Origin of the sequence: Phenylobacterium sp. (assembly GCF_035569475.1) — a bacterium.
Classification (GTDB): Bacteria; Pseudomonadota; Alphaproteobacteria; order Caulobacterales; family Caulobacteraceae; genus Phenylobacterium.
Genome location: NZ_DATMNA010000123.1, coordinates 1 through 18,225 on the forward strand (window position 1 = coordinate 1; position 18,225 = coordinate 18,225).

Here is an 18,225-nt window from a genome sequence, read left to right on the forward strand (position 1 = left end):
CGATGGCGTCGAGGAACACCATGTCCGACTTGTCGAGCAGGGACTGGTGGTTCTCGGTGATCGTGAAGGGCGCGTTGTGCGTCGCGTTCGGCGAGTCGGTCATCACGTGCATCGGGCCGGCCAGGCCCATGTGCACGAACAGCGACGCCGAGCCCGGGCCGCCGTTGTAGCTGAAGGTCACCGGCCGGTTCGGATCCTTCGGACCGTCGGCGGTGTAGGCCACATAGAACATCGAGGCGATCGGCTTGCCGTCGTCGGAGCGCAGGGTCAGCGTGCCCGCCGTGGCGGTGTAGGGGATGGTCTTGCCGTCGATGGTCACCGTGTGGTGCGAGACCTTGGCGACCTCGTTGATCGGGGCGGTGGCGATGTCGCTGTCGCCGATCTTGCGTTCGCTGGCCTGGGCTCCGCGTTCCGTGCGGCGCTCGACCACCGGGCCCGCGTTGTTCGGCGGCTCGTCCGGCGAGACGCGGGCGGCGCGGGCGGAGGCGCTCGGATTGGTCTGCGCGGCCGGCGGCTGCGCAAACGCGACGGTGGCGGAAAGGCCCAGCGCGACCACTGCGGCCGCCGTCTGTCGGATCATACGTGCATCCCCTGACAAGGATTTGAAAGGCGGGGACTGAGGCCGCGCGCCTGGGCGCGCGAAAAGGCCTCGCACGCTTACAGTTCCCAAAATCGCGCGCCTGTGTTGCTGTCGCATTTCGTCCTTGCCTTATTCCAGCACGGCCGCGGGTCCATGGTGACGGCATGACCAGTCCGCGCGCCCCGCTCCTCGCCCTCGCCGCCATCGCCGCCCTGACGCTGGCCGGGGCCGCCCGGGCGGCCGAGCCGGAAGCCGTCGCCACCGCCGCGCCCACAGGGACGGGCGCCCCGTCCAGCGTCGCCGACCAGATCGACAACTACCTGAAGACCTCGCCGGCGCTGGCCCTGCCGAAGGACGCTGCGAGCGGCGTGGTCTCCGGCGACGCGCCGCGCCAGGTGCACGGGGTGGTCGACGTGGCGGTCGGCTCCAACGGCTACCGCAGCGCCTTCGTGGCCAGCGAGATTCCTGTGGGCCAGACCGGAACGGCGACCATCGCGGTGGGCGAGACCCGCTTCAACGCCCGCGGCTGGAACGGCGCGGGCTACCGCGGCGGGCCGAGCACGAGCCAGACCCTGGCCCTGGGCCTTTCCCTGGGGGGCGCGGAGCCCACAGACTGGCGCTGCCGCCAGGCCATGGAAGCCGCCGCCGAAGCGCGGCTGGACGGCGCCGCGCCGGGCGCCTGCCGTTCCCGCCTGCCGCCGCCGGCCCAGTAGCCGCCGCCCGTTTCCGTGCCTATCGTCGCCGGGTTCGAGGGAGGCGGCGATGAGGATCATGGGCAGCGCGACCGCCACGGCGGTCTTCGGTCTCTTCCTGCTGGGCGCGGCCCTGGCGCCGGCGGCCCGGGGCCAGACTCCCGGCCCCGCCGAAGGCGCGGCCAAGGCCGAGGGCGGCAACGGGACCATGGGCCTGTTCACCGGGGCCGGCGGCGACCCGGCCCTGGGCGAAGGCCTCTACAAGCAAAAATGCGCCGGCTGCCATGACAGCCCCTCCGGCCGGACGCCCTCCAAGGCGGCCATCGCCCAGAACACGCCCACCTTCATCGTCTCGGCCCTGGTGGAAGGCGTCATGCGCCCGATGGCGGCGGGCCTTGCGCCTCATGACGTCGCCTCGATCGCGGCCTACCTGTCGGCCCGCAAGGACGGCGGACTGGGCGCAGCGGCCCTGGAGGCGCCGGCTTGCACCGACAGGCCGCCACGCTTCACCCTGGACGGCCCGGCGTGGAACGGCTGGGGCAATGCGGAGACCCAGGGCCGCTTCCAGCCCGACCCCGGCCTGACGGCTGCCGACGCGCCGCGGCTGAAGCTGAAATGGGCCTTCGCCTACGCCGGGACGCGCAACGGCCAGGCGACGGTGGCGGGCGGCCGGGTGTTCGTCACCTCCAGTTCCGGCGCGGTCTATGCGCTGAACGCGCGGACCGGCTGCGCCTACTGGCGCTTCGACGTGCCCGGCGGCTCGCGCAGCAGCATCACGATCGGCAAGCGGCCGGGCGGCGGATATGCGGCTTTCCTCACCGGCTGGACCGAGCGCACCGCCTATGCCCTGGACGCCGAGACCGGCAAGCTGATCTGGAAGCGCCAGGTCGACGGCCAGAGCGAGGTGCAGATGACCGGCTCGCCGGTGCTGCACGCCGGGCGCCTCTACATCCCGGTGTCCTCCGCCGAGGAAGCCATCGCCGTCGACGACAAGTACCAGTGCTGCCGGTTCCGCGGCGCGGTGGTCTGCGTCGACGCGGCCACCGGCAAGGTGCTGTGGGAGACCTTCATGGCGCCCGAGCCCCGGCCGTTCAAAAAGAACGCCAAGGGCGTGCAGATGTACGGGCCGGCAGGCGCCGCGATCTGGGGCGCGCCTACCGTCGATGCGAAGCGCGGCCTGATCTACGTGGCCACCGGCGACAGCTACACCGACATCGACATCGCCAACGCCGAGGCGGTGGTGGCCCTGGACCTGAAGACCGGCGCGGTGCGCTGGGCCAACCAGCTCACCAAGGGCGACAACTACATCATCGGCTGCTACCCGCCGAACCCGCGCGCCAACTGCCCGGCGCCGGTCGGCCCGGACTACGACTTCGGGGCCTCGCCGGTGCTGCACACCCTGGCGGGCGGCAGGCAGCTCATCCTGGTCGGCCAGAAATCGAGCGAGGTCTACGCCCTCGATCCCGACGCCCGAGGCAAGGTCGTCTGGCGCCATCGCCTGAGCGTCGGCGGGCCGCTGGGCGGCGTGGAGTTCGGCCCGGCGGCGGACGGCGAGGCCTTCTACGTCGGCGTCTCCGACATCTTCGTGAAGGACCCCAAGCCCGGCCTTTACGCCTTCCGCATCGCCGACGGCGAGCTCCTCTGGTCGGCGCCGGGACCGAACGTGAGCTGCGCCTGGAAGAACCCTTACTGCACCGCGGCCGTCTCCCAGGCGGTCACCGCCATGCCGGGGATCGTCTTCGCCGGCGCCATGAACGGCCACTTCCGCGCCCATGACAGCCGGACCGGCAAGATCGTCTGGGACGTCGACACCGCCGCGCCGGTCATCACGGTCTCGGGCAAGGAAGCCAGGGGTGGCGTGATCGACGGCGCCGGCCCGACCGTCGCGGGCGGCATGGTCTATGTGACCTCGGGCTACCAGGGCCGCTCGGGCGCGCCCGGCATGGTGCTGATGGCCTTTGCGCCGGAAAAGCCCTGATTCACGGCAGCCGGGACGGGGTCTAGGCGGCGACGCGCGCCGCGGCCATCTGGGTTTCCAGCGCCGTCACCAGCTCGGCCGCGGAGATCGGCTTGCTCAGGTGGCCGTCGGCCCCGGCGGCCTGGCCGGCGTCGACGTGTTCCTTCAGGCAGTTGGCGGAGACCATCAGGATCGGCGCCCGGGGCCGTTCCGTCGCCCGCTCCCATGCGCGGATGCGCCGGGTGGCCTCGAAGCCGTCCATCACCGGCATCTGGATATCCATCAGCACCGCGTCGAAGCCGCCGGTCATCATCGCCGCCAGGCCCTCGGCGCCGTCCTGGGCGGTCGCATGCTCGACCCCGACGCTGGCCAGGATCAGTTCGATGACCTGCCGGTTGACCGCATTGTCGTCGACCACCAGCACCCGATAGCCCGCGTCCGGCGCGAGGGCCTCCGGCGCGCCCGGCGCCTCGGCTTCGGGCGCGGCGGCCGCGGCGCGGGGCGGCAGGTCGAGGGTGAAATCGAACACCGCGCCCTGCCCCGGCGAGCTGTCGCAGGCGAGCGTTCCGCCCATCAGCCGCACATACTGGTCGCAGATGGCCAGGCCCAGGCCCGCGCCGCCATGCTTGCGGGTCTGCGAATTGTCGGCCTGGCGGAAGCGCTGGAACAGGGTCTCGCGCTGGGCGGCGTCGAAGCCGGGGCCGGTGTCGCGGACCGCGAAGCGGACGCGGTTTCCGTCCCGCTCGGCGCTCAGCACCACCTCGCCGGCCTCGGTGAACTTGATCGCGTTGTTGAGCAGATTGCCCAGCACCTGGCGCAGCCGCTGCGGGTCGCAGTCGATGCGCCCCTCGCCCACGTCGATCACCGTGCGGACGGCGAGCCCCTTCTCCGTGGCGGAGGCGGCGAACAGGTCCTTCACCGAGGTGACGAGCGCGTCCAGCTCGACCGGCTCCGGCCGCAGGTCCGCCGCGCCGGCTTCCACGCGGGCCAGGTCCAGCAGGTCGGTGAGCAGGCCGTTCAGCAGCCCGCCCGACTGGCGGATCACGCCGACCAGCCCGCGCTGCTCAGCCGACAGCTTCGTGCGGCTGAGCACGTCGGCGATGCCCAGGACGCCGTTCATGGGCGTGCGGATCTCGTGGCTCATGTTGGCGAGGAATTCGCTCTTGGCGCGGTTGGCGGCCTCGGCGGCGTCGCGGGCCGCGGCCATGGCGGCGGCGCTCTGTTTCTGCTCGGTGATCTCGCTCAGCACCACGACGCCGCCGCCGTCGGCGGTGCGGAAGGAGTCGTGGCGCAGCCAGCGCCCGTCCGGCAGGTGGAACTCAGACCCTCCGCCTTGCTTGCGCTGGGCCAGGGTCTCGACCCAGCCGGCCGAGCCCGGCGTGGCTTCTGAGAACCAGCCCGCCGCGCTGGCCGCCTCGATGTGGCTGCGCCGCGGCGAGCCGAGCTCGACCTCCAGCCCGCAGCCGGCCATCAGCGCCGCGTAGGCGCCGTTCCACACCTGCACCCGATCCGACGCGTCGAAGAACGCCAGGCCGGACGGCACGGCGTTGAGCGCGTGGCGGACATTGTCGAAGGTATTGCGCTGGCCCAGGCGCTCCATGAGCATCAGGCTCATTCCCGCCGCGAGGACCAGGAACGCCAACCCGCCGGTGGCCAGCGCCAGCCCGGTGCGGCCCATCACCTCGACCGGGGGGACCATGACGGAATCGGGCGTCAGGGTCACCGCCGTCATGGCGGTGAAATGCAGGCCGACGATCGCCAGGACGAAGACGCCGGCCGGCGGCGCCCAGGCCCAGCGGCCCTTGACGGCGCCGCGCAGCGAGAAGGCCGCCATGCCGCCGGCCGCGCCGATCAGCAGGGAGGCGGCCACATAGGCCAGGCTCCAGGACATGTGGGCCTGGGTCCGGATGGCGTCGATTCCGGTGTAGTGCATCACCGCGATGCTGGCCCCGGCGAGGGCTCCGGCGACCGGCCCGATGCCCGCGCCGCGTCGCCAGGCGGGCAGGGCGAAGGCCGCGCACATGCCGAGGACGGCCACGAAAAAGGAGGCGACGGTCTCGGTCGGGTCGTAACCGATCCTCAGGCTGGGCTGGTAGGCCAGCATCGCCACGAAGTGGGTCGCCCAGACGCCGGAACCGGCGGCCAGGCCGCTCAGGGACAGCCAGGACCAGCGCAGGGCGCCGGAGGCCGCCATCCCGCGGGCGTGAAAGGCGAAGGCGGTTCCGGACGCGAGCACGCAGATGAGCGCCGCCACCGCCACCAGGCGCAGATCGTGCTGCACGAAGACGCAGGTCAGGACGGCGAACACTTGCAGGCCCTTCGGTAGGGGAACACCCTCCTCTAGCCGGAGCCGGTTAATAGACTCCGCTATCCGTTCCGCCTGCTAGACCTCGTCCCGGCCGACTTGGATCGATTGAACCGGGTCGTCGCCTGTGTCTGGACCCCTTCTTGTCCACCCAGGTTGATTCAACCTCAGTGGGCGGGTCCCTAGGCCGCCATTTGCGCGCTGCCGCGGGTCGCGAGTTCGCAGATCAGGGCGGCGGCGGAGATGGGCTTGGCCATGTGGCTGTCGGCGCCGGCGTCGCGACTGGCGGCGATATGCTCCTCGAGGCAGTTGGCCGAGACGACGATGATCGCCGAGGGCGCGTCGCCGCGGCTGGCCTGCAGGGCGCGGATGCGGCGGGTGGCCTCGAAGCCGTCCATCACCGGCATCTGCAGGTCCATCAGCACAGCATGGTGCGGGCAGGCCTCCATGGCCTCGACCGCCTCCAGCCCGTTCTCCACCGAAACGTGCGCCACGCCGACGCTGTCGAGGATGATCTCGAGGACCTGGCGGTTGATGGCGTTGTCGTCGACGATCAGCACGCTGAAGGCGTCCGGCGGGGTCGCGGGCGCGGCGGTGCGCGGCGCGGCCGCAGGCGCGACGGCGGCAGGGACCGGCGGCTCGACGACGGTGAGGGTCGGCTTTGCCGCGGGCGGCGCGCGATCGAGGTCGGCGGAAGGCCCCTCCTCGACCGTCTCGACGTCGCCCGCATGGGGCGCCGGCGCGGCGGCCTTGCGGCCCGCGCCGCGACGCCGCGGGGCGGCGCGCAGGACGGGGATGTAGAAGCCGAAGGCGACGCTCACCGCGACGACCCAGATGACCACGCCGAGGGCGATCAACGGCATATCCGGCGCGATGTCGGCTAAGGTATACATTGGACCCCCTTCAGACCATTCAGCGCTTCTTGGGCGTTCTGAATGAATAAATAGGTCTTCAAGCTTAATGTTTGGTGGATTTTCAGGTATCCAATACCTCCGTATCTATACGGATGCAAGTATACGTAGAACTACGTAACCCCGATCATCTATCCGCTACGCTAGGCGAACAGGCATGCTCTGCCTCCCGCCGCGCGGGGGCAGGGGCCTCAGGGGGCCGAGGGGACGCCGCCGATCTGGTCGGGCGGATCGGGCCGCTGGCGCGGGGCGAGCTTGAGGCGCGACAGGCTGACGACGGCGGCGAGCGCGGCGAGGCCCGCGGCGGTGGCCAGCGCCGTCTTGGCGGCATGCGTCCCGGCCAGGTGGAAGAAGACCGCGGTGGTCACCGCGCCGGCGGTCTGGCCCAGCAGGCGCGCGGTGGCCAGCGCCCCGCCCGCCGCGCCGGAGCGGTGCATGGGGGCCGCGGTGACCATGGCCCGGTTGTTGGGCGACTGGAAGAAGCCGAACCCCAGGCCGCAGAGCGCCATGCGCCAGGAGATGTCGAGGTCCGAGGCGTGGGCCGGCATGATCGAGAGCGCGAACAGGCCGATGGCGAAGACGCCCAGGCCCGCGCCGCCCAGGGCCCCGGCCCGGTGGCGGTCGGCCAGCCGCCCGGCCAGGGGCGCGGAGATCCCCACCGCCAGCGGCCAAGGGGTCATCAGCAGGCCGGTCTCCACCGCGCTGCGGCCCATCACCGTCTGGAAATAGAAGGGCAGGCCCACATAGGCCATCATCTGGGCGGCGAAGGAGACGATCGACGTCGCGATCGACAGGCCGAAGATCGGGATCCGCAGGAGGTCGAAGGGCACCAGGGGCGCCTCGCGGCGCAGCTCGCGCCAGCTCAGCAGCGCCCCGGCGGCCGCACCGACCGCGAGCTTCGGCAGGCCGGAGGCCAGGCCTTCGCTGGCGACGTTCTCCGCCCCGGTGATCAGGAAGAAGAAGGTGAGCCCGTTGAGCCCCGCCGAGATCCAGTCGAACCGCCGTGGCGACCCCACGGTCACCGGCAGGGCCTTCAGGCCGATGGCGATGGCCGCCACCCCGATCGGCACATTGATGGCGAACAGCCACTCCCAGGAGGCCTTGGCCAGGATCGCGGCGGCCACGGTCGGGCCGAGGGCGGCGGCCATCGAGATCACCAGGGCGTTCAGCCCGATGCCCCGGCCGAGCAGCCGCTTCGGATAGGTGAAGCGCACCAGGGCCGAGTTGATGCTCATGATCCCGCCCGCGCCCAGGCCCTGCAGGACCCGCGCGGCGGTGAGGCTGGGCAGGGTGTGGCTGAGCGCGCAGCCCAGCGACCCCAGGGTGAAGACCGCCAGGCCCACCATGTAGACCCGCCGATAGCCCAGCCGGTCGCCCAGCGCCGCCAGGGGCAGCAGAGTCACGGTGATCGCCAGTTGGTAGGCGTTGACGATCCAGATCGACGAGGCGGCGCTGGCGTGCAGTTCGCCGGCGATGGTCGGCAGGGCCACGTTGGCGATGGCGCCGTCCAGCACCGACATGGTCATGGCCAGCCAGATCGCCGCCACCGACCAGTAGCGGCGCGGGATCGGCAGGCCGTCAGGCGTCCCCACAGCGGCGTGGGCGTCGGTGTCTTCGTCCCCAGGGAGGACAACGGCAACGCGGGGCGTCAGCATCGCAGGTGTGAACCCTCAGGCGCGCGTTTGGCGGCGGCCTCAGGCGCTCGCGGCGGCGCTCGGCCGCGCCTGCACGCGCGCGAACCAGTCGGTGAGCCGGGCGTACTTGGGATCCAGCGGCTGGCCGACCTGGCCGCCGAAATCGACGAAGGCGAACAGCAGGATGTCGGCCAGGGTGAACCGCTCGCCCGCGATCCAGGGCCCCTTGAACTCGCCTTCCAGCCATTGCAGCCCGTCCTGGGCGATCGCCTTCAGCCCCGGCGCGGCGTCCGGCAGGCAGCGCATCCGGTTCTCGAACAGCGGCAGGCCCTCTGCGAAGCGGAAGCCGTTGGCCATCGGCTCGCAGACCTTCAGGTCCACCCGGCGCGTCCACATGCGGGCGGCGGCCCGCTCTTCCGCCGTCGCGCCGATCAGCGGCGGGCTCGGCTGGCGCTCCTCCAGGTACTCGCAGATGGCGGTGATCTCGGTCACGGTCCCGCCGTCGTCCAGTTCCAGCGCCGGCGTCTGCCCGGCCCGGTTAACCTCGGCGTTGTAGGGCGCACGGCGGTTCTCGCCGGCCATCAGGTCGACCTTCACGAAGGGCATCTCCAGCCCTTTCTCGGCCAGGAACATCTTCACGACGCGGGGGTTCGGGCCGATCGAGGTGTGGAGCTTCATGGCGGTTCCTCTGTTGCTGCACATGACCGTTAGGCGGCGCCGCCGGGAGGGTCAACGCCGCCGCTGTTAACCCTTTTTTTACCGGCGGGCGTGGCGTTTCAACGCGATTTGGGGTATAGACGCGCCCCATGGCTGATCGACAGTTCAAACCCGACCTGACGGGATCTGGCGAGACGCTCGAGCACCTCCTCGCCCGTCTCCGCACCAAGCTGCGCCGCCCGACCTATCCACGTCGTGACGGCCCAGACGACTGGGAAAGCTTCGTCACGTCGCGCCGCCCACCGCGCGGCGCCGGCGGAGCTGAAGCGCCGATCCCGCGCGAAAGACCGATCCCCGACGCCTACGCGCCGTTCTGAGGCGCAAGGCCGTCTGGCCTGGGCCCGCCCGTCGCCCAGTCCAGCAGCTCGACGGGATGGACGACGCTCTGGCTGACCGCCGGCGCGATCTGGGCGATGCAGCCGATGTTTCCCGCCGCCACCACGGCCGCACCGGTGCGCGCGATGTTCGCCGCCTTGCGGGCGCGAAGCCGCCCCGCCAGCTCCGGCTGCAGGATGTTGTAGACCCCGGCCGAGCCACAGCAGAGGTGGCCCTCGGCGATCGGCCGCACCTCGTAGCCGGCCTGGGCGAGCAGATCGGCAGGCCCCGCCTTGATTCCCTGGCCGTGCTGCAGCGAGCAGGGGGCATGATAGGCGACGCTGAGCCGGCCCGGCCGGGTCACCGGCGGCAGGCCGACCTCGGCGACGAACTCCAGGATGTCGCGGGCGCGCGCCGCGGCCTCTTTTGCCTGGGGGTCGCCGGCCAGGCGATGGCCATAGGCCTTCAGCGTCGTGCCGCAACCCGCGGCCGTGGTGACGATGGCGTCGAAGGGCCCGGCCCTGGTCCAGGCCGCCACATTGGCCGCCGCGAACCCCGCCGCCTCCTCCGCCCGCCCGAGATGCTCCGAGAGCGCCCCGCAGCAGCCCTCGCCGTCCGCCAGCACCACCTCGAACCCGGCGCGGGCGATCAGCCGGATCGCCGCCGCGCGGATCTGCGGCGCCATGGCCGGCTCGACGCAGCCCTGCAGCAGGAGGACGCGGCCGCGCCGCTCGCCTTCGGGCGGATAGCTGTGCTGGGCGGGCCGGGTCTTGGCCGGCGCCGGCACGAGGCGCAGGAGGGCGGCGAGCGGGGCGAGCCTGAGCGCCTGGAGCACCGGCCCCAGCGGCCGCGCCAGCCGACCGAGCGCCAGGGCCGCGCGCAGGCGTCCCGGCCGAGTCAGCACCGCCGGAATCGCCGCGCGCAGCAGCCGCTCCAGCAACGGCCGGCGGTAGTGGGCCTCGATGTGGGCGCGGCCGTGGTCGATGAGCTGGGCGTAGTCGACGCCTGAGGGGCAGGTGGTCTTGCAGGCCAGGCACGAGAGGCAGCGGTCGACATGCCTCACCGTTTCCGGCGACGGCGCGCCGCCGGCCTCCAGCATGGCCTTGATCAGCTCGATACGGCCCCGCGGCCCGTCGCGCTCGTCGCCCAGCAGGACGTAGGTCGGGCAGGTCGCCGTGCAGAAGCCGCAGTGCACGCACTTGCGGATCTCCGCATGGCTGGCGGCGGTGTCCGGATCGGCGAGCTGGGCCGGGGTGAAGACCGTCTGCATCAGCCACCCATCCGGCCGGGGTTCAGGACGTTTTTCGGATCGAAGGCCGCCTTCACCCGCGCGGTGAGCGCCGCGAGCGCGCCGTCCAGCGGCTCGAACGCCGGCCCTTCGCCGCGGCAGAGGGTGGCGTGGCCGCCCAGGGCGCGGACGGCGGGGCGCGGATCGGCCTGCGACAACAGCCAGACCAGGCCGCCGCCCCAGTCGTAGAGCGCCTCGCCGGGCGCCGCTTCGGCGACCCGCCAGCCGGACGCCGGCGGCACGGAGATGCGCCAGAGCGGGCGCGGGTCCTTCTGGAAGGCCTCGACCTCGCGGACCTGGCGCCAGAAGTCGCCGCTGTGCCCGCCGTCCAACTGCTCCAGGCGGCCGAACCCCTTCAGCGCCCCGACCAGGTGCTCGGCCCGGGCCGCCACCGAGGCCGCGAAGCCCTCCAGGCGCAGCGCCGTCACCGCCATCTCGCCCTTCAGCGGCGCCCGCCCGGCGGCGGCCTGCGGCAGGTGCGCCGCGCCGGAAAGCTCCACCGGCGCGTTCAGCGCCAGGGTCATGGCCTCGCCCGCCCGCCGGTCGTCCAGGCCGAACAGCATGAGGGTCAGCTCCGTCCGCGCCGCCGGCAGCACCTTGATGGTCACCTCGGTCATCACCGCCAGCGTACCCCACGATCCGGCGATCAGCTTGGGCAGGTCGTAGCCGGTGACGTTCTTCACCACCCGGCCGCCGGCCTTGACCAGCTCGCCGCGGCCGGTCACCGCCTGCAGGCCCAGGAAATGGTCGCGCGCCGCGCCCGCCCGGATCCGGCGGGGCCCGGAGAGGTTCGCCGCCAGCGTCCCGCCCAGCGTCGCGCGGCCTTTAGCGCCCAGCAGCCGGCCCAGGTGCGGCGGCTCGAACGGCAGCATCTGGCCGTGGTCTGCGACCAGCTTCTCCAGCGCCGCCAGGGTCACGCCCGGCTGGGCGGTCAGCACCAGTTCCTCCGGCGCATAGTCGACGACCTTGTTGAGGCCCGCGAGGCTCAGCACCAGGTCCGCGGCGGGCGCCGCACCGATCGAGCGCTTGGTCCCGCCGCCCACGATCTCCAGCGTGCGTCCGGTCGCGCCGGCCTCGGCGACCAGCTCGCAGACCGCCTCGGCGGTCTTGGGCGTCTCGGTGGGGGCGGCCAGGTCGGGCATCTAGAACCGCGGCAGCTCGGGGAAGGCCACGGCCCCGCGATGCACGTGCACCCGGCCGAGCTCGGCGCAGCGATGCAGCCGGGGGAACACCTTGCCGGGGTTGAGCAGCAGGTCCGGGTCGAAGGCGCACTTCACCCGCTGTTGGCAGGCCAGGTCGGTCTCGTTGAACATCTCGCCCATCAGGTCGCGCTTCTCGACGCCGACGCCGTGCTCGCCGGTCAGCACGCCGCCCACCTTCACGCAGAGCTTCAGGATGTCGGCGCCGAGCGCCTCGGCGGCCTCGAGCTGGCCCGGCTGGTCGGCGTCGTAGAGGATCAGCGGGTGCAGGTTGCCGTCGCCGGCGTGGAAGACGTTGGCGACTCGCAGGCCGTATTCCAGCGCCATCTCGCTGATGGCGCCCAGCACATAGGGAAGCTGGCCGCGCGGGATGGTGCCGTCCATGCAGTAGTAGTCCGGCGAGATCCGCCCCACCGCCGGGAAGGCCGCCTTGCGCCCGGCCCAGAAGGCCAGCCGCTCGGCCTCGCTGGCCGAGACGCGCACGGTCGTGGCGCCCCTGGCCCTGGCCAGCTCCACCACATGGGCCGACAGCTCCGCGCACTCCGCCTCCGGCCCGTCCAGCTCGACGATCAGCAGGGCCTCGGCGTCCAGCGGATAGCCCGCGTGGACGAAGGCCTCGGCGGCGGCGATGGCCGGGCGGTCCATCATCTCCATGCCGGCCGGGATCACGCCCGCGGCGATCACGTCGCCGACACAGGCGCCGGCCGCCTCCACCGAGGCGAACCCCAGCAGCATCGCCCGCGCCGTCTGCGGCGTCCGCAGCAGCCGCACCGTCACCTCGGTGACCACGCCCAGCAGACCCTCCGAGCCCGTGACCACGCCCAGCAGGTCGTAGCCCGCCGCGTCGAAGCCCTTGCTCCCCAAGCGCACCACCTCGCCGCTCATCAGCACGATCTCGCAGCCCAGGACGTTGTGGGTGGTCAGCCCGTACTTCAGGCAGTGCACCCCGCCGGAGTTCTCCGCGACGTTGCCGCCGATGGTGCAGGCGATCTGGCTGGACGGGTCGGGCGCATAGTAGAAGCCGTCCGCCTCCACCGCGGCGCTGATGGCCAGGTTGGTCACCCCCGGCTGCACCACCGCGCAGCGGTTGGCGAGGTCGACCTCGATCACCCGGTTGAACTTGGACATGCCCAGGACCACGCCGTCGGTGAGCGGCAGGGCGCCGCCGGACAGCGAGGTGCCCGCGCCGCGCGGCACCACCTTGACCCCATTGGCCTGGCACCAGGCCAGGACCGCGGAGACCTGCGCCACGGTCTCCGGCAGCACCACGGCCAGGGGCGTCTGGCGATAGGCCGACAGGCCGTCCGACTGGAACGGGACCAGGCCCGCCGGGTCGCCGATCACGCCCTCGCCGGGGACCAGGCGTTTCAGCGCGCGCACGATCTCGTCCTTGCGGGCGATCAGCGCGGCGTCGGGCGCGGGCATCTTCATGGGCCGCCACGAACCAAACTTCGCGCGCCGGGTCCAGCGTCTAGGCTTCGTGTCAGGCCTCGCGCAGGATCGCCTGCAGGCCGCGCGCCACCGGCTCCAGCACCGCGCCGTCGGTCACTTCGGGCAGGTCGCGGCGGGTGTGGTGCAGCGGGTGGCCGGCGACCAGGCCGACCAGCGGGCGGTAGCCCTGCCGGCGGAAGGCCGCCAGCTCGCCGGGCGCGGTGTGGGTGTCGAGGTCGAGCGGCTTCTGGTAGCCGACCTGGCCCGCGAAGGCCTTGGCGGCGAGCAGCGTGAGCGGCCCGCTGCAGCCCAGGGTGCGGGTGGCCTGCGGCCCGGGCTGGCGGGCGATCTGGCCGTCCTCCAGGGCATAATCGTAGGCCGCGACATTGGCGCCGATCGCCACCCACAGCCGGGTGTCGGCGGGCTTGGGCGCCAGCGTCTGGGTGAAGTGGTGCGCGCCATAGCCGTCGAACTCGTGGCCCGAGGCGGAGACCATGACGAGGTTGTGGTCGGTGGACGCCGCCAGCCAGCGCGCCAGGCCGAGCCAGATGGCGATCCCCGAGCCGCGTTCCCCCGCGCAGTGGAACCAGCCGCTCTTGGGCGTCGAGACGACGATCGGCTTTCCCGGCCGGACGCGGCGGCCGATCACGTTGTGGGCCACACCCATGGCCGTGCGGCCCTCGAGCCGGACGGTGGCGTTGCGGCCCGCCGCGGCGGCGGCCTTCAGCGTCGGGGCGTCGCGGCCCGCGGCCAGCAGCACTGGGATCCGCCAGGGCGGCGCCTTGGGGTTGCGGTTGAGCGCGGCCATCTCGCCGAGCGCGGTCTCTGTGATCGCCACCACGGCCGCGGCGCCGCTATCGACCGCCGCCACGATCTGGGCCGGCGGCGGCGACTCCAGGCCCCCGCCGGCGCCCGGCGCCAGGTCGACCAGCGCGATCTTGCCCGGGCCGCCGGTCAGGGACAGGGGCGCGGTGATCCCGCCGGCCGGCGTGGCGACGGGGGTCCAGTAGGGGAAGCTCTCGAGGCCGCGGCCGCCCAGGGTCAGGTCCGCCCGGGCCAGCTCGAACACCGGATAGTCGAAGGCCTGGCGCTCGACCGCATAGCCCGCGGCCTTCAGGGCGCGCTCCAGCCAGACGGTCGTCGCCGCGTCGCCGGCCGTGCCGGTGCGGTGCTCGCCGAGATCCGAATAGGCCTTCACGTCGGCGTAGAGGGCGGCGCCGGCCAGGGGATCGGGCGCGGCGGCCTGGGCGGTCGTGGCCGGGAGCGCCGCCGCGCCCAGGCCGGCAAGGATCGTCCTCCGTCTGTCGATCTGAAACGCCACGCGACCTCCGCCCTGGACAGGCCAAGCCTCAAGTCCATGGCGGCGAGAGCGCACGATCAACCGTCGAGTCAAGGCATTCCGCCATCCGGAACGGCGGCCGCGGGATCACCGCTTCGCGGTCGACGCCGTCGCCCGGCGCGAGGTGAGGGCGGCCAGCGCCGGGCTGTTCGCCCGGGCTACGGCGCCCGATATCGCGCCCTCGCGGCAGGTCTCGTAGGCGTCCCGGTCATGGGCCGAGACCGCCCGGGCCGCCCCGCCGCAGACCGCGTCGGCCGCGGCCTCGATGCGCTGGAGAAGCCTGCGCGCCCCGGCCGGCGAGGCGAGGTCCAGGTCGGAATAGGGCACGCGGGTGAAGGTCACGCGCTGGCTGGGATCGGAGGAAAAGCCCTCGTGCAGCACAAAGGACTGCGCCGCGGCGGGCGCGACGAGCTCGGCGAGGCAAAGGGCGCCGGCGGCGAAGGCGAGGGGGCGGATGCGGATCATGTTCAGCTCACGGGGTTTGAGGCCTTACCCCATGATACAAATGTACTTCCGATGGAAATACACGTGTATTTTCGTTAATCGAACGCCGCCCGCCTCTTCGTCGGGGACGCCGCCGGAAGTTGGTGGCTCAATTTTTATTGATAAATATCAGCATCTTGAAAATTCCCGTCATCCCGGACGGCCTGCAAAGGCCGAGCCGGGACCCAGGGCGGCCGGACAGCCCATCCCTCCTAGAGCCCATTCCGCGCCCAAGGCCGGCCCAGCCGCCCTCGCCTCACCCGTCGTAGAAGAACGGCGGGTGCAGCCCGATCACCCGCCGCTCGCGCTCCGTCCCGGCGCGGGCGATGGCCTCCGGCGAGAGCTGGTTGCTCTGGGCCGTGGTCAGAATCCGCTGGGCGATATCCCGGCGCCCATAGTGGACCTGCAGGAAGAAGCGGCCGTGGTCGCCGGGCTGCGTGGGCATGCGGCGATGCCAGATGTCGGAGACGAACAGCCCGGCGTCGCCGGCGCGGACGATGAAGGGCCTCACGCCCCGGCCCTCGAACTCCAGGTCGTCGTCCAGGTGACGGCCGGGCGGCGGTGGGCGGCCGGAGAGGTGGCTGCCCGGGATCACGGCGGTGGGGCCGTCCTCGAGGGCGCAGTCCCGCAGATAGATGTGCACGCCGAGCGCAAACACCGGGTGCGGGATCTCGGCGGGCCAGCGCACGCCCTCGGGCAGGGGCACGTGCGGCCCGGCGTCGATGTGCCAGTTCTGGCCGCCGTGCGACCCGGGCTGGCCGGCGGGATTGCGCCAGGCGGTGTTGGCGATGACGTGGCAGTCCTCGCCCAGCAGAGGCTCGATCGTCGACAGCAGCCGGGGATGGGCGACGGCGGCCTGGGCGGCGGCGCTGCGGTTCAGCATGGCGTAGCGGAACATGGCCGCGTCTTCCGGCGGGCGCTGGCCGCGCTCGTCCGGCGGGTCGCGCTCGAAGACCTCGCCGATCTCCCGGCGCAGCGCGGCGACCTGGTCGTCGTCCAGCAGGTTGCGGAGGATCGTATAACCCTCGCGTTCGAGCTGGAGGGTTTCCTCGCTCGCCGGCTCGGTGCGAGGCTCGAGGTAGGGCCGACCGCGTCGGATCATGCCGAGGCTCCTTCCGCCGCCGAGCCTAGACCCTTCCCGCTCCTGGCGGAAACACCTGGGCCGGGACAGGGCCGGGCCTGAGCCCTACTCGCCCTTGAAGGCCGGCGTGCGCTTCTCGTTGAAGCTGGCCACGCCTTCGCGCCGGTCGGCGGTCTTGAACAGGCGGTTGTAGGCCGAAAGCTCCATCTCCATGGCCGCCGCCAGGTCCAGCGAGGCGCCCTCGCGGACCACATGCTTCAGGGCGCGGACCGACAGCGGGGCCTTGGCGGCGATCTCGGCGGCGACGCCGAGCACCGTTTCCATCAGGGCCTCGGGCGCGGTGACGCCGTTGACGACGCCGTAGTCCAGCGCCTGGGCCGCGGTGAACGGCCGCCCGGAGGTCAGGAGCTCGATCGCCCGCCGCTCGCCTGCGCAGCGGCGCAGGAGTTGGGTGCCGCCGAGGCCCGGCATGATGCCCAGGCCCACCTCCGGCAGGCCGAAACGCGCCGTCTCCGAGGCGTAGGCGAAGTCGCAGGCCAGCGTCATCTCGCAGCCGCCGCCCATGGCCGCGCCATTGACCGCGGCGATCACCGGGACCGGCACGGAAAGCTGGGCGCGGACCATGGCCTCGAACACCCGGTGCTGGGCGGCCCAGGCCTCGTCGGTCATGCCGTTGCGTTCCTTCAGGTCGGCGCCGGCCTGGAAGTGGCGGCCCTGGCCGGTGAGGATTACGCAGCGCAGGTCCGTGCGCCCTGCCAGCACCGTCCAGGCCTCGGTCAGTTCCTCGCCCATCAGGGTCGAGAGCGCATTGGCGACCTCGGGCCGGTTGAAGGCGACGACGGCCACGCCGGGCGCAGGTTCGGTGACGAGGATCGTTTCAGGCATATGAAATTCCTTCTCTTCTCCCCGAAGCGGAGCGACAGAGGGAGAGGCCGGGAGGGGGCGGCGCGGCCGAACGCCTGGCCACAGGGGGCAAACCCAGGGCCCTCGACCGGCCGTCGGGGTGCGGGAACGGCCGAGCCGCCCTCTCCCGGCCTCTCCCTCTCCGCTTCGCGGGGGGCGAGGAGTGGCGGGCGCCTTCCATCAGAAGGACTTAGGCAGGTCGAGCACGTGGGTGGCCACGTGGGAGAGGATGAGGTTCGTGGAGATCGGCGCCACCTGGTAGAGGCGGGTTTCGCGGAACTTGCGTTCGATGTCGTACTCCTCGGCGAAGCCGAAGCCGCCGTGGGTCTGGACGCACATGTCGGCGGCGTACCAGGAGGCCTCCGACGCGGCCAGCTTGGCCATGTTGGCCTCGGTCCCGCAGGGCTGGCCGGCCTCGAACAGGGCCGCGGCGCGGTCGACCATGTGCGACGCGGCGGTCATCTGCACGTAGGCCCGCGCGATCGGGAACTGCACGCCCTGGTTCTCGCCGATCGGCCGGCCGAACACTTGGCGTTCCTTGGCGTAGGCGCTGGCCCGATCGATAAAGAACTTGGCGTCGCCGATGCACTCGGACGCGATCAGGATCCGCTCGGCGTTCATGCCGGAGAGGATGTAGCGGAAGCCCTGGCCCTCCTCGCCGATCAGATTGGCCACCGGCACGCGCAGGTCCTCGAAGAACAGCTCCGTCGTGGCGTGGTTGATCATCGTCCGCACCGGGCGGATGGTCAGGCCGTTCCCCACCGCCTCGCGCATGTCGACCAGCAGCACGCTCATCCCGTCCGAGGGCTTGGCGGCGTCGGCGCGCGCGGTGGTGCGGCAGAGCAGCACCATCAGGTCGGAGTGCTCGGCCCTGGAGATCCACAGCTTCTTGCCGCTGACGACGTAGTGGTCGCCCTCGCGCCGGGCGAAGGTGGCGATGCGGGTGGTGTCGGTGCCGGCGTCCGGCTCGGTGACGCCGAAGGCCTGCAGTCGCAGTTCCCCCGAGGCGACCTTGGGCAGGTACATCTGTTTCTGGGCCGGGCTGCCGTGCGCCAGCAGGGTGCCCATGGTGTACATCTGGGCGTGGCAGGCGCCGCCGTTGCAGCCGGCCCGGTGGATCTCTTCCAGCACAGCCGCCCCGGCCGCGAGGCCCAGGCCCGAGCCGCCGTATTCTTCCGGGATCAGCACCGACAGGAAACCCGCCTCGGTCAGGGCGGTGACGAACTCCGTCGGGTACTGCCGCTCCCGGTCCAGCGCCCGCCAGTAGGCGCCCGGAAACCGCGCGCAAAGCCTGCGCACCGCCTCGCGGATTTCGGGGAAGATCTGGGTGGTGTCGTTGAGCACAGGGCATCTCTGGCGCCTGCCCCCCAAAGTGTCATCCCGGAAAGCG

Annotated in this window: 16 protein-coding genes; 3 read left to right on the top strand and 13 right to left on the bottom strand. The window is 72.2% G+C overall.

From position 1 onward, the window contains the following. A partial coding sequence (locus VNW53_RS19275; protein WP_414693304.1) for a S10 family serine carboxypeptidase-like protein occupies positions 1-580 on the bottom strand: 580 nt, incomplete at its 3' end. A 164-nt stretch (positions 581-744) separates the two neighbouring features. Between VNW53_RS19275 and VNW53_RS19280 the strand changes: the two genes are divergently transcribed. Both VNW53_RS19280 and VNW53_RS19285 read left to right on the top strand, forming a co-directional pair. Beyond that, positions 745-1,293 carry a hypothetical protein gene (locus VNW53_RS19280; RefSeq protein ID WP_325557653.1) on the top strand — a complete coding sequence of 183 codons (549 nt, stop codon included), beginning with the start codon at positions 745-747 and terminating at the stop codon, positions 1,291-1,293. 58 nt (positions 1,294-1,351) lie between these two features. Next, positions 1,352-3,250 carry a PQQ-binding-like beta-propeller repeat protein gene (locus VNW53_RS19285; RefSeq protein WP_325557654.1) on the top strand — a complete coding sequence of 633 codons (1,899 nt, stop codon included), beginning with the start codon at positions 1,352-1,354 and terminating at the stop codon, positions 3,248-3,250. A gap of 22 nt (positions 3,251-3,272) precedes the next feature. On the opposite strand, the gene VNW53_RS19290 is transcribed toward VNW53_RS19285, so the two are convergent. From VNW53_RS19290 to VNW53_RS19305, 4 genes are all read right to left on the bottom strand, one after another. Further along, positions 3,273-5,537, bottom strand: a complete 2,265-nt coding sequence (locus VNW53_RS19290) for an ATP-binding protein (RefSeq protein ID WP_325557655.1) — start codon at positions 5,535-5,537, stop codon at positions 3,273-3,275. Positions 5,538-5,716: 179 nt separating this feature from the next. Next, positions 5,717-6,427, bottom strand: a complete 711-nt coding sequence (locus VNW53_RS19295) for a response regulator (RefSeq protein ID WP_325557656.1) — start codon at positions 6,425-6,427, stop codon at positions 5,717-5,719. A 209-nt stretch (positions 6,428-6,636) separates the two neighbouring features. Continuing rightward, positions 6,637-8,100 carry an MFS transporter gene (locus VNW53_RS19300; RefSeq protein ID WP_325557658.1) on the bottom strand — a complete coding sequence of 488 codons (1,464 nt, stop codon included), beginning with the start codon at positions 8,098-8,100 and terminating at the stop codon, positions 6,637-6,639. A 39-nt stretch (positions 8,101-8,139) separates the two neighbouring features. Continuing rightward, positions 8,140-8,757, bottom strand: a complete 618-nt coding sequence (locus VNW53_RS19305; protein ID WP_325557659.1) for a glutathione S-transferase family protein — start codon at positions 8,755-8,757, stop codon at positions 8,140-8,142. 128 nt (positions 8,758-8,885) lie between these two features. Here VNW53_RS19305 and VNW53_RS19310 point away from each other — a divergent pair, with 128 nt between their 5' ends. Next, on the top strand, positions 8,886-9,113 hold the full coding sequence (locus VNW53_RS19310; protein WP_325557660.1) for a hypothetical protein: 228 nt from the start codon (positions 8,886-8,888) through the stop codon (positions 9,111-9,113). On the opposite strand, the gene glcF is transcribed toward VNW53_RS19310, so the two are convergent. The 8 genes from glcF to VNW53_RS19350 all read right to left on the bottom strand — a co-directional run bounded on the left by glcF (position 9,098) and on the right by VNW53_RS19350 (position 18,179). Next, positions 9,098-10,381 carry a glycolate oxidase subunit GlcF gene (gene glcF, locus VNW53_RS19315; RefSeq protein ID WP_325557661.1) on the bottom strand — a complete coding sequence of 428 codons (1,284 nt, stop codon included), beginning with the start codon at positions 10,379-10,381 and terminating at the stop codon, positions 9,098-9,100. The genes VNW53_RS19310 and glcF overlap by 16 nt on opposite strands. Further along, on the bottom strand, positions 10,381-11,541 hold the full coding sequence (gene glcE / locus VNW53_RS19320) for a glycolate oxidase subunit GlcE (RefSeq protein ID WP_325557663.1): 1,161 nt from the start codon (positions 11,539-11,541) through the stop codon (positions 10,381-10,383). The genes glcF and glcE overlap by 1 nt, the downstream gene beginning before the upstream one ends. After that, positions 11,542-13,029, bottom strand: a complete 1,488-nt coding sequence (locus VNW53_RS19325; protein ID WP_325557664.1) for an FAD-linked oxidase C-terminal domain-containing protein — start codon at positions 13,027-13,029, stop codon at positions 11,542-11,544. A 52-nt stretch (positions 13,030-13,081) separates the two neighbouring features. Then, entirely contained in the window at positions 13,082-14,350 is a 1,269-nt protein-coding gene (locus tag VNW53_RS19330) for a hypothetical protein (RefSeq protein WP_325557665.1), read from the bottom strand. A gap of 105 nt (positions 14,351-14,455) precedes the next feature. Continuing rightward, positions 14,456-14,833: a UrcA family protein gene (locus VNW53_RS19335; RefSeq protein ID WP_325557666.1), complete on the bottom strand. Its 378-nt coding sequence runs from the start codon at positions 14,831-14,833 to the stop codon at positions 14,456-14,458. A gap of 274 nt (positions 14,834-15,107) precedes the next feature. Further along, positions 15,108-15,953 carry a phytanoyl-CoA dioxygenase family protein gene (locus VNW53_RS19340; protein WP_325557668.1) on the bottom strand — a complete coding sequence of 282 codons (846 nt, stop codon included), beginning with the start codon at positions 15,951-15,953 and terminating at the stop codon, positions 15,108-15,110. Positions 15,954-16,037: 84 nt separating this feature from the next. Continuing rightward, entirely contained in the window at positions 16,038-16,817 is a 780-nt protein-coding gene (locus tag VNW53_RS19345) for an enoyl-CoA hydratase/isomerase family protein (RefSeq protein ID WP_325557669.1), read from the bottom strand. 198 nt (positions 16,818-17,015) lie between these two features. Further along, positions 17,016-18,179 carry an acyl-CoA dehydrogenase family protein gene (locus VNW53_RS19350; RefSeq protein WP_325557671.1) on the bottom strand — a complete coding sequence of 388 codons (1,164 nt, stop codon included), beginning with the start codon at positions 18,177-18,179 and terminating at the stop codon, positions 17,016-17,018. Positions 18,180-18,225: the final 46 nt, after the last annotated feature.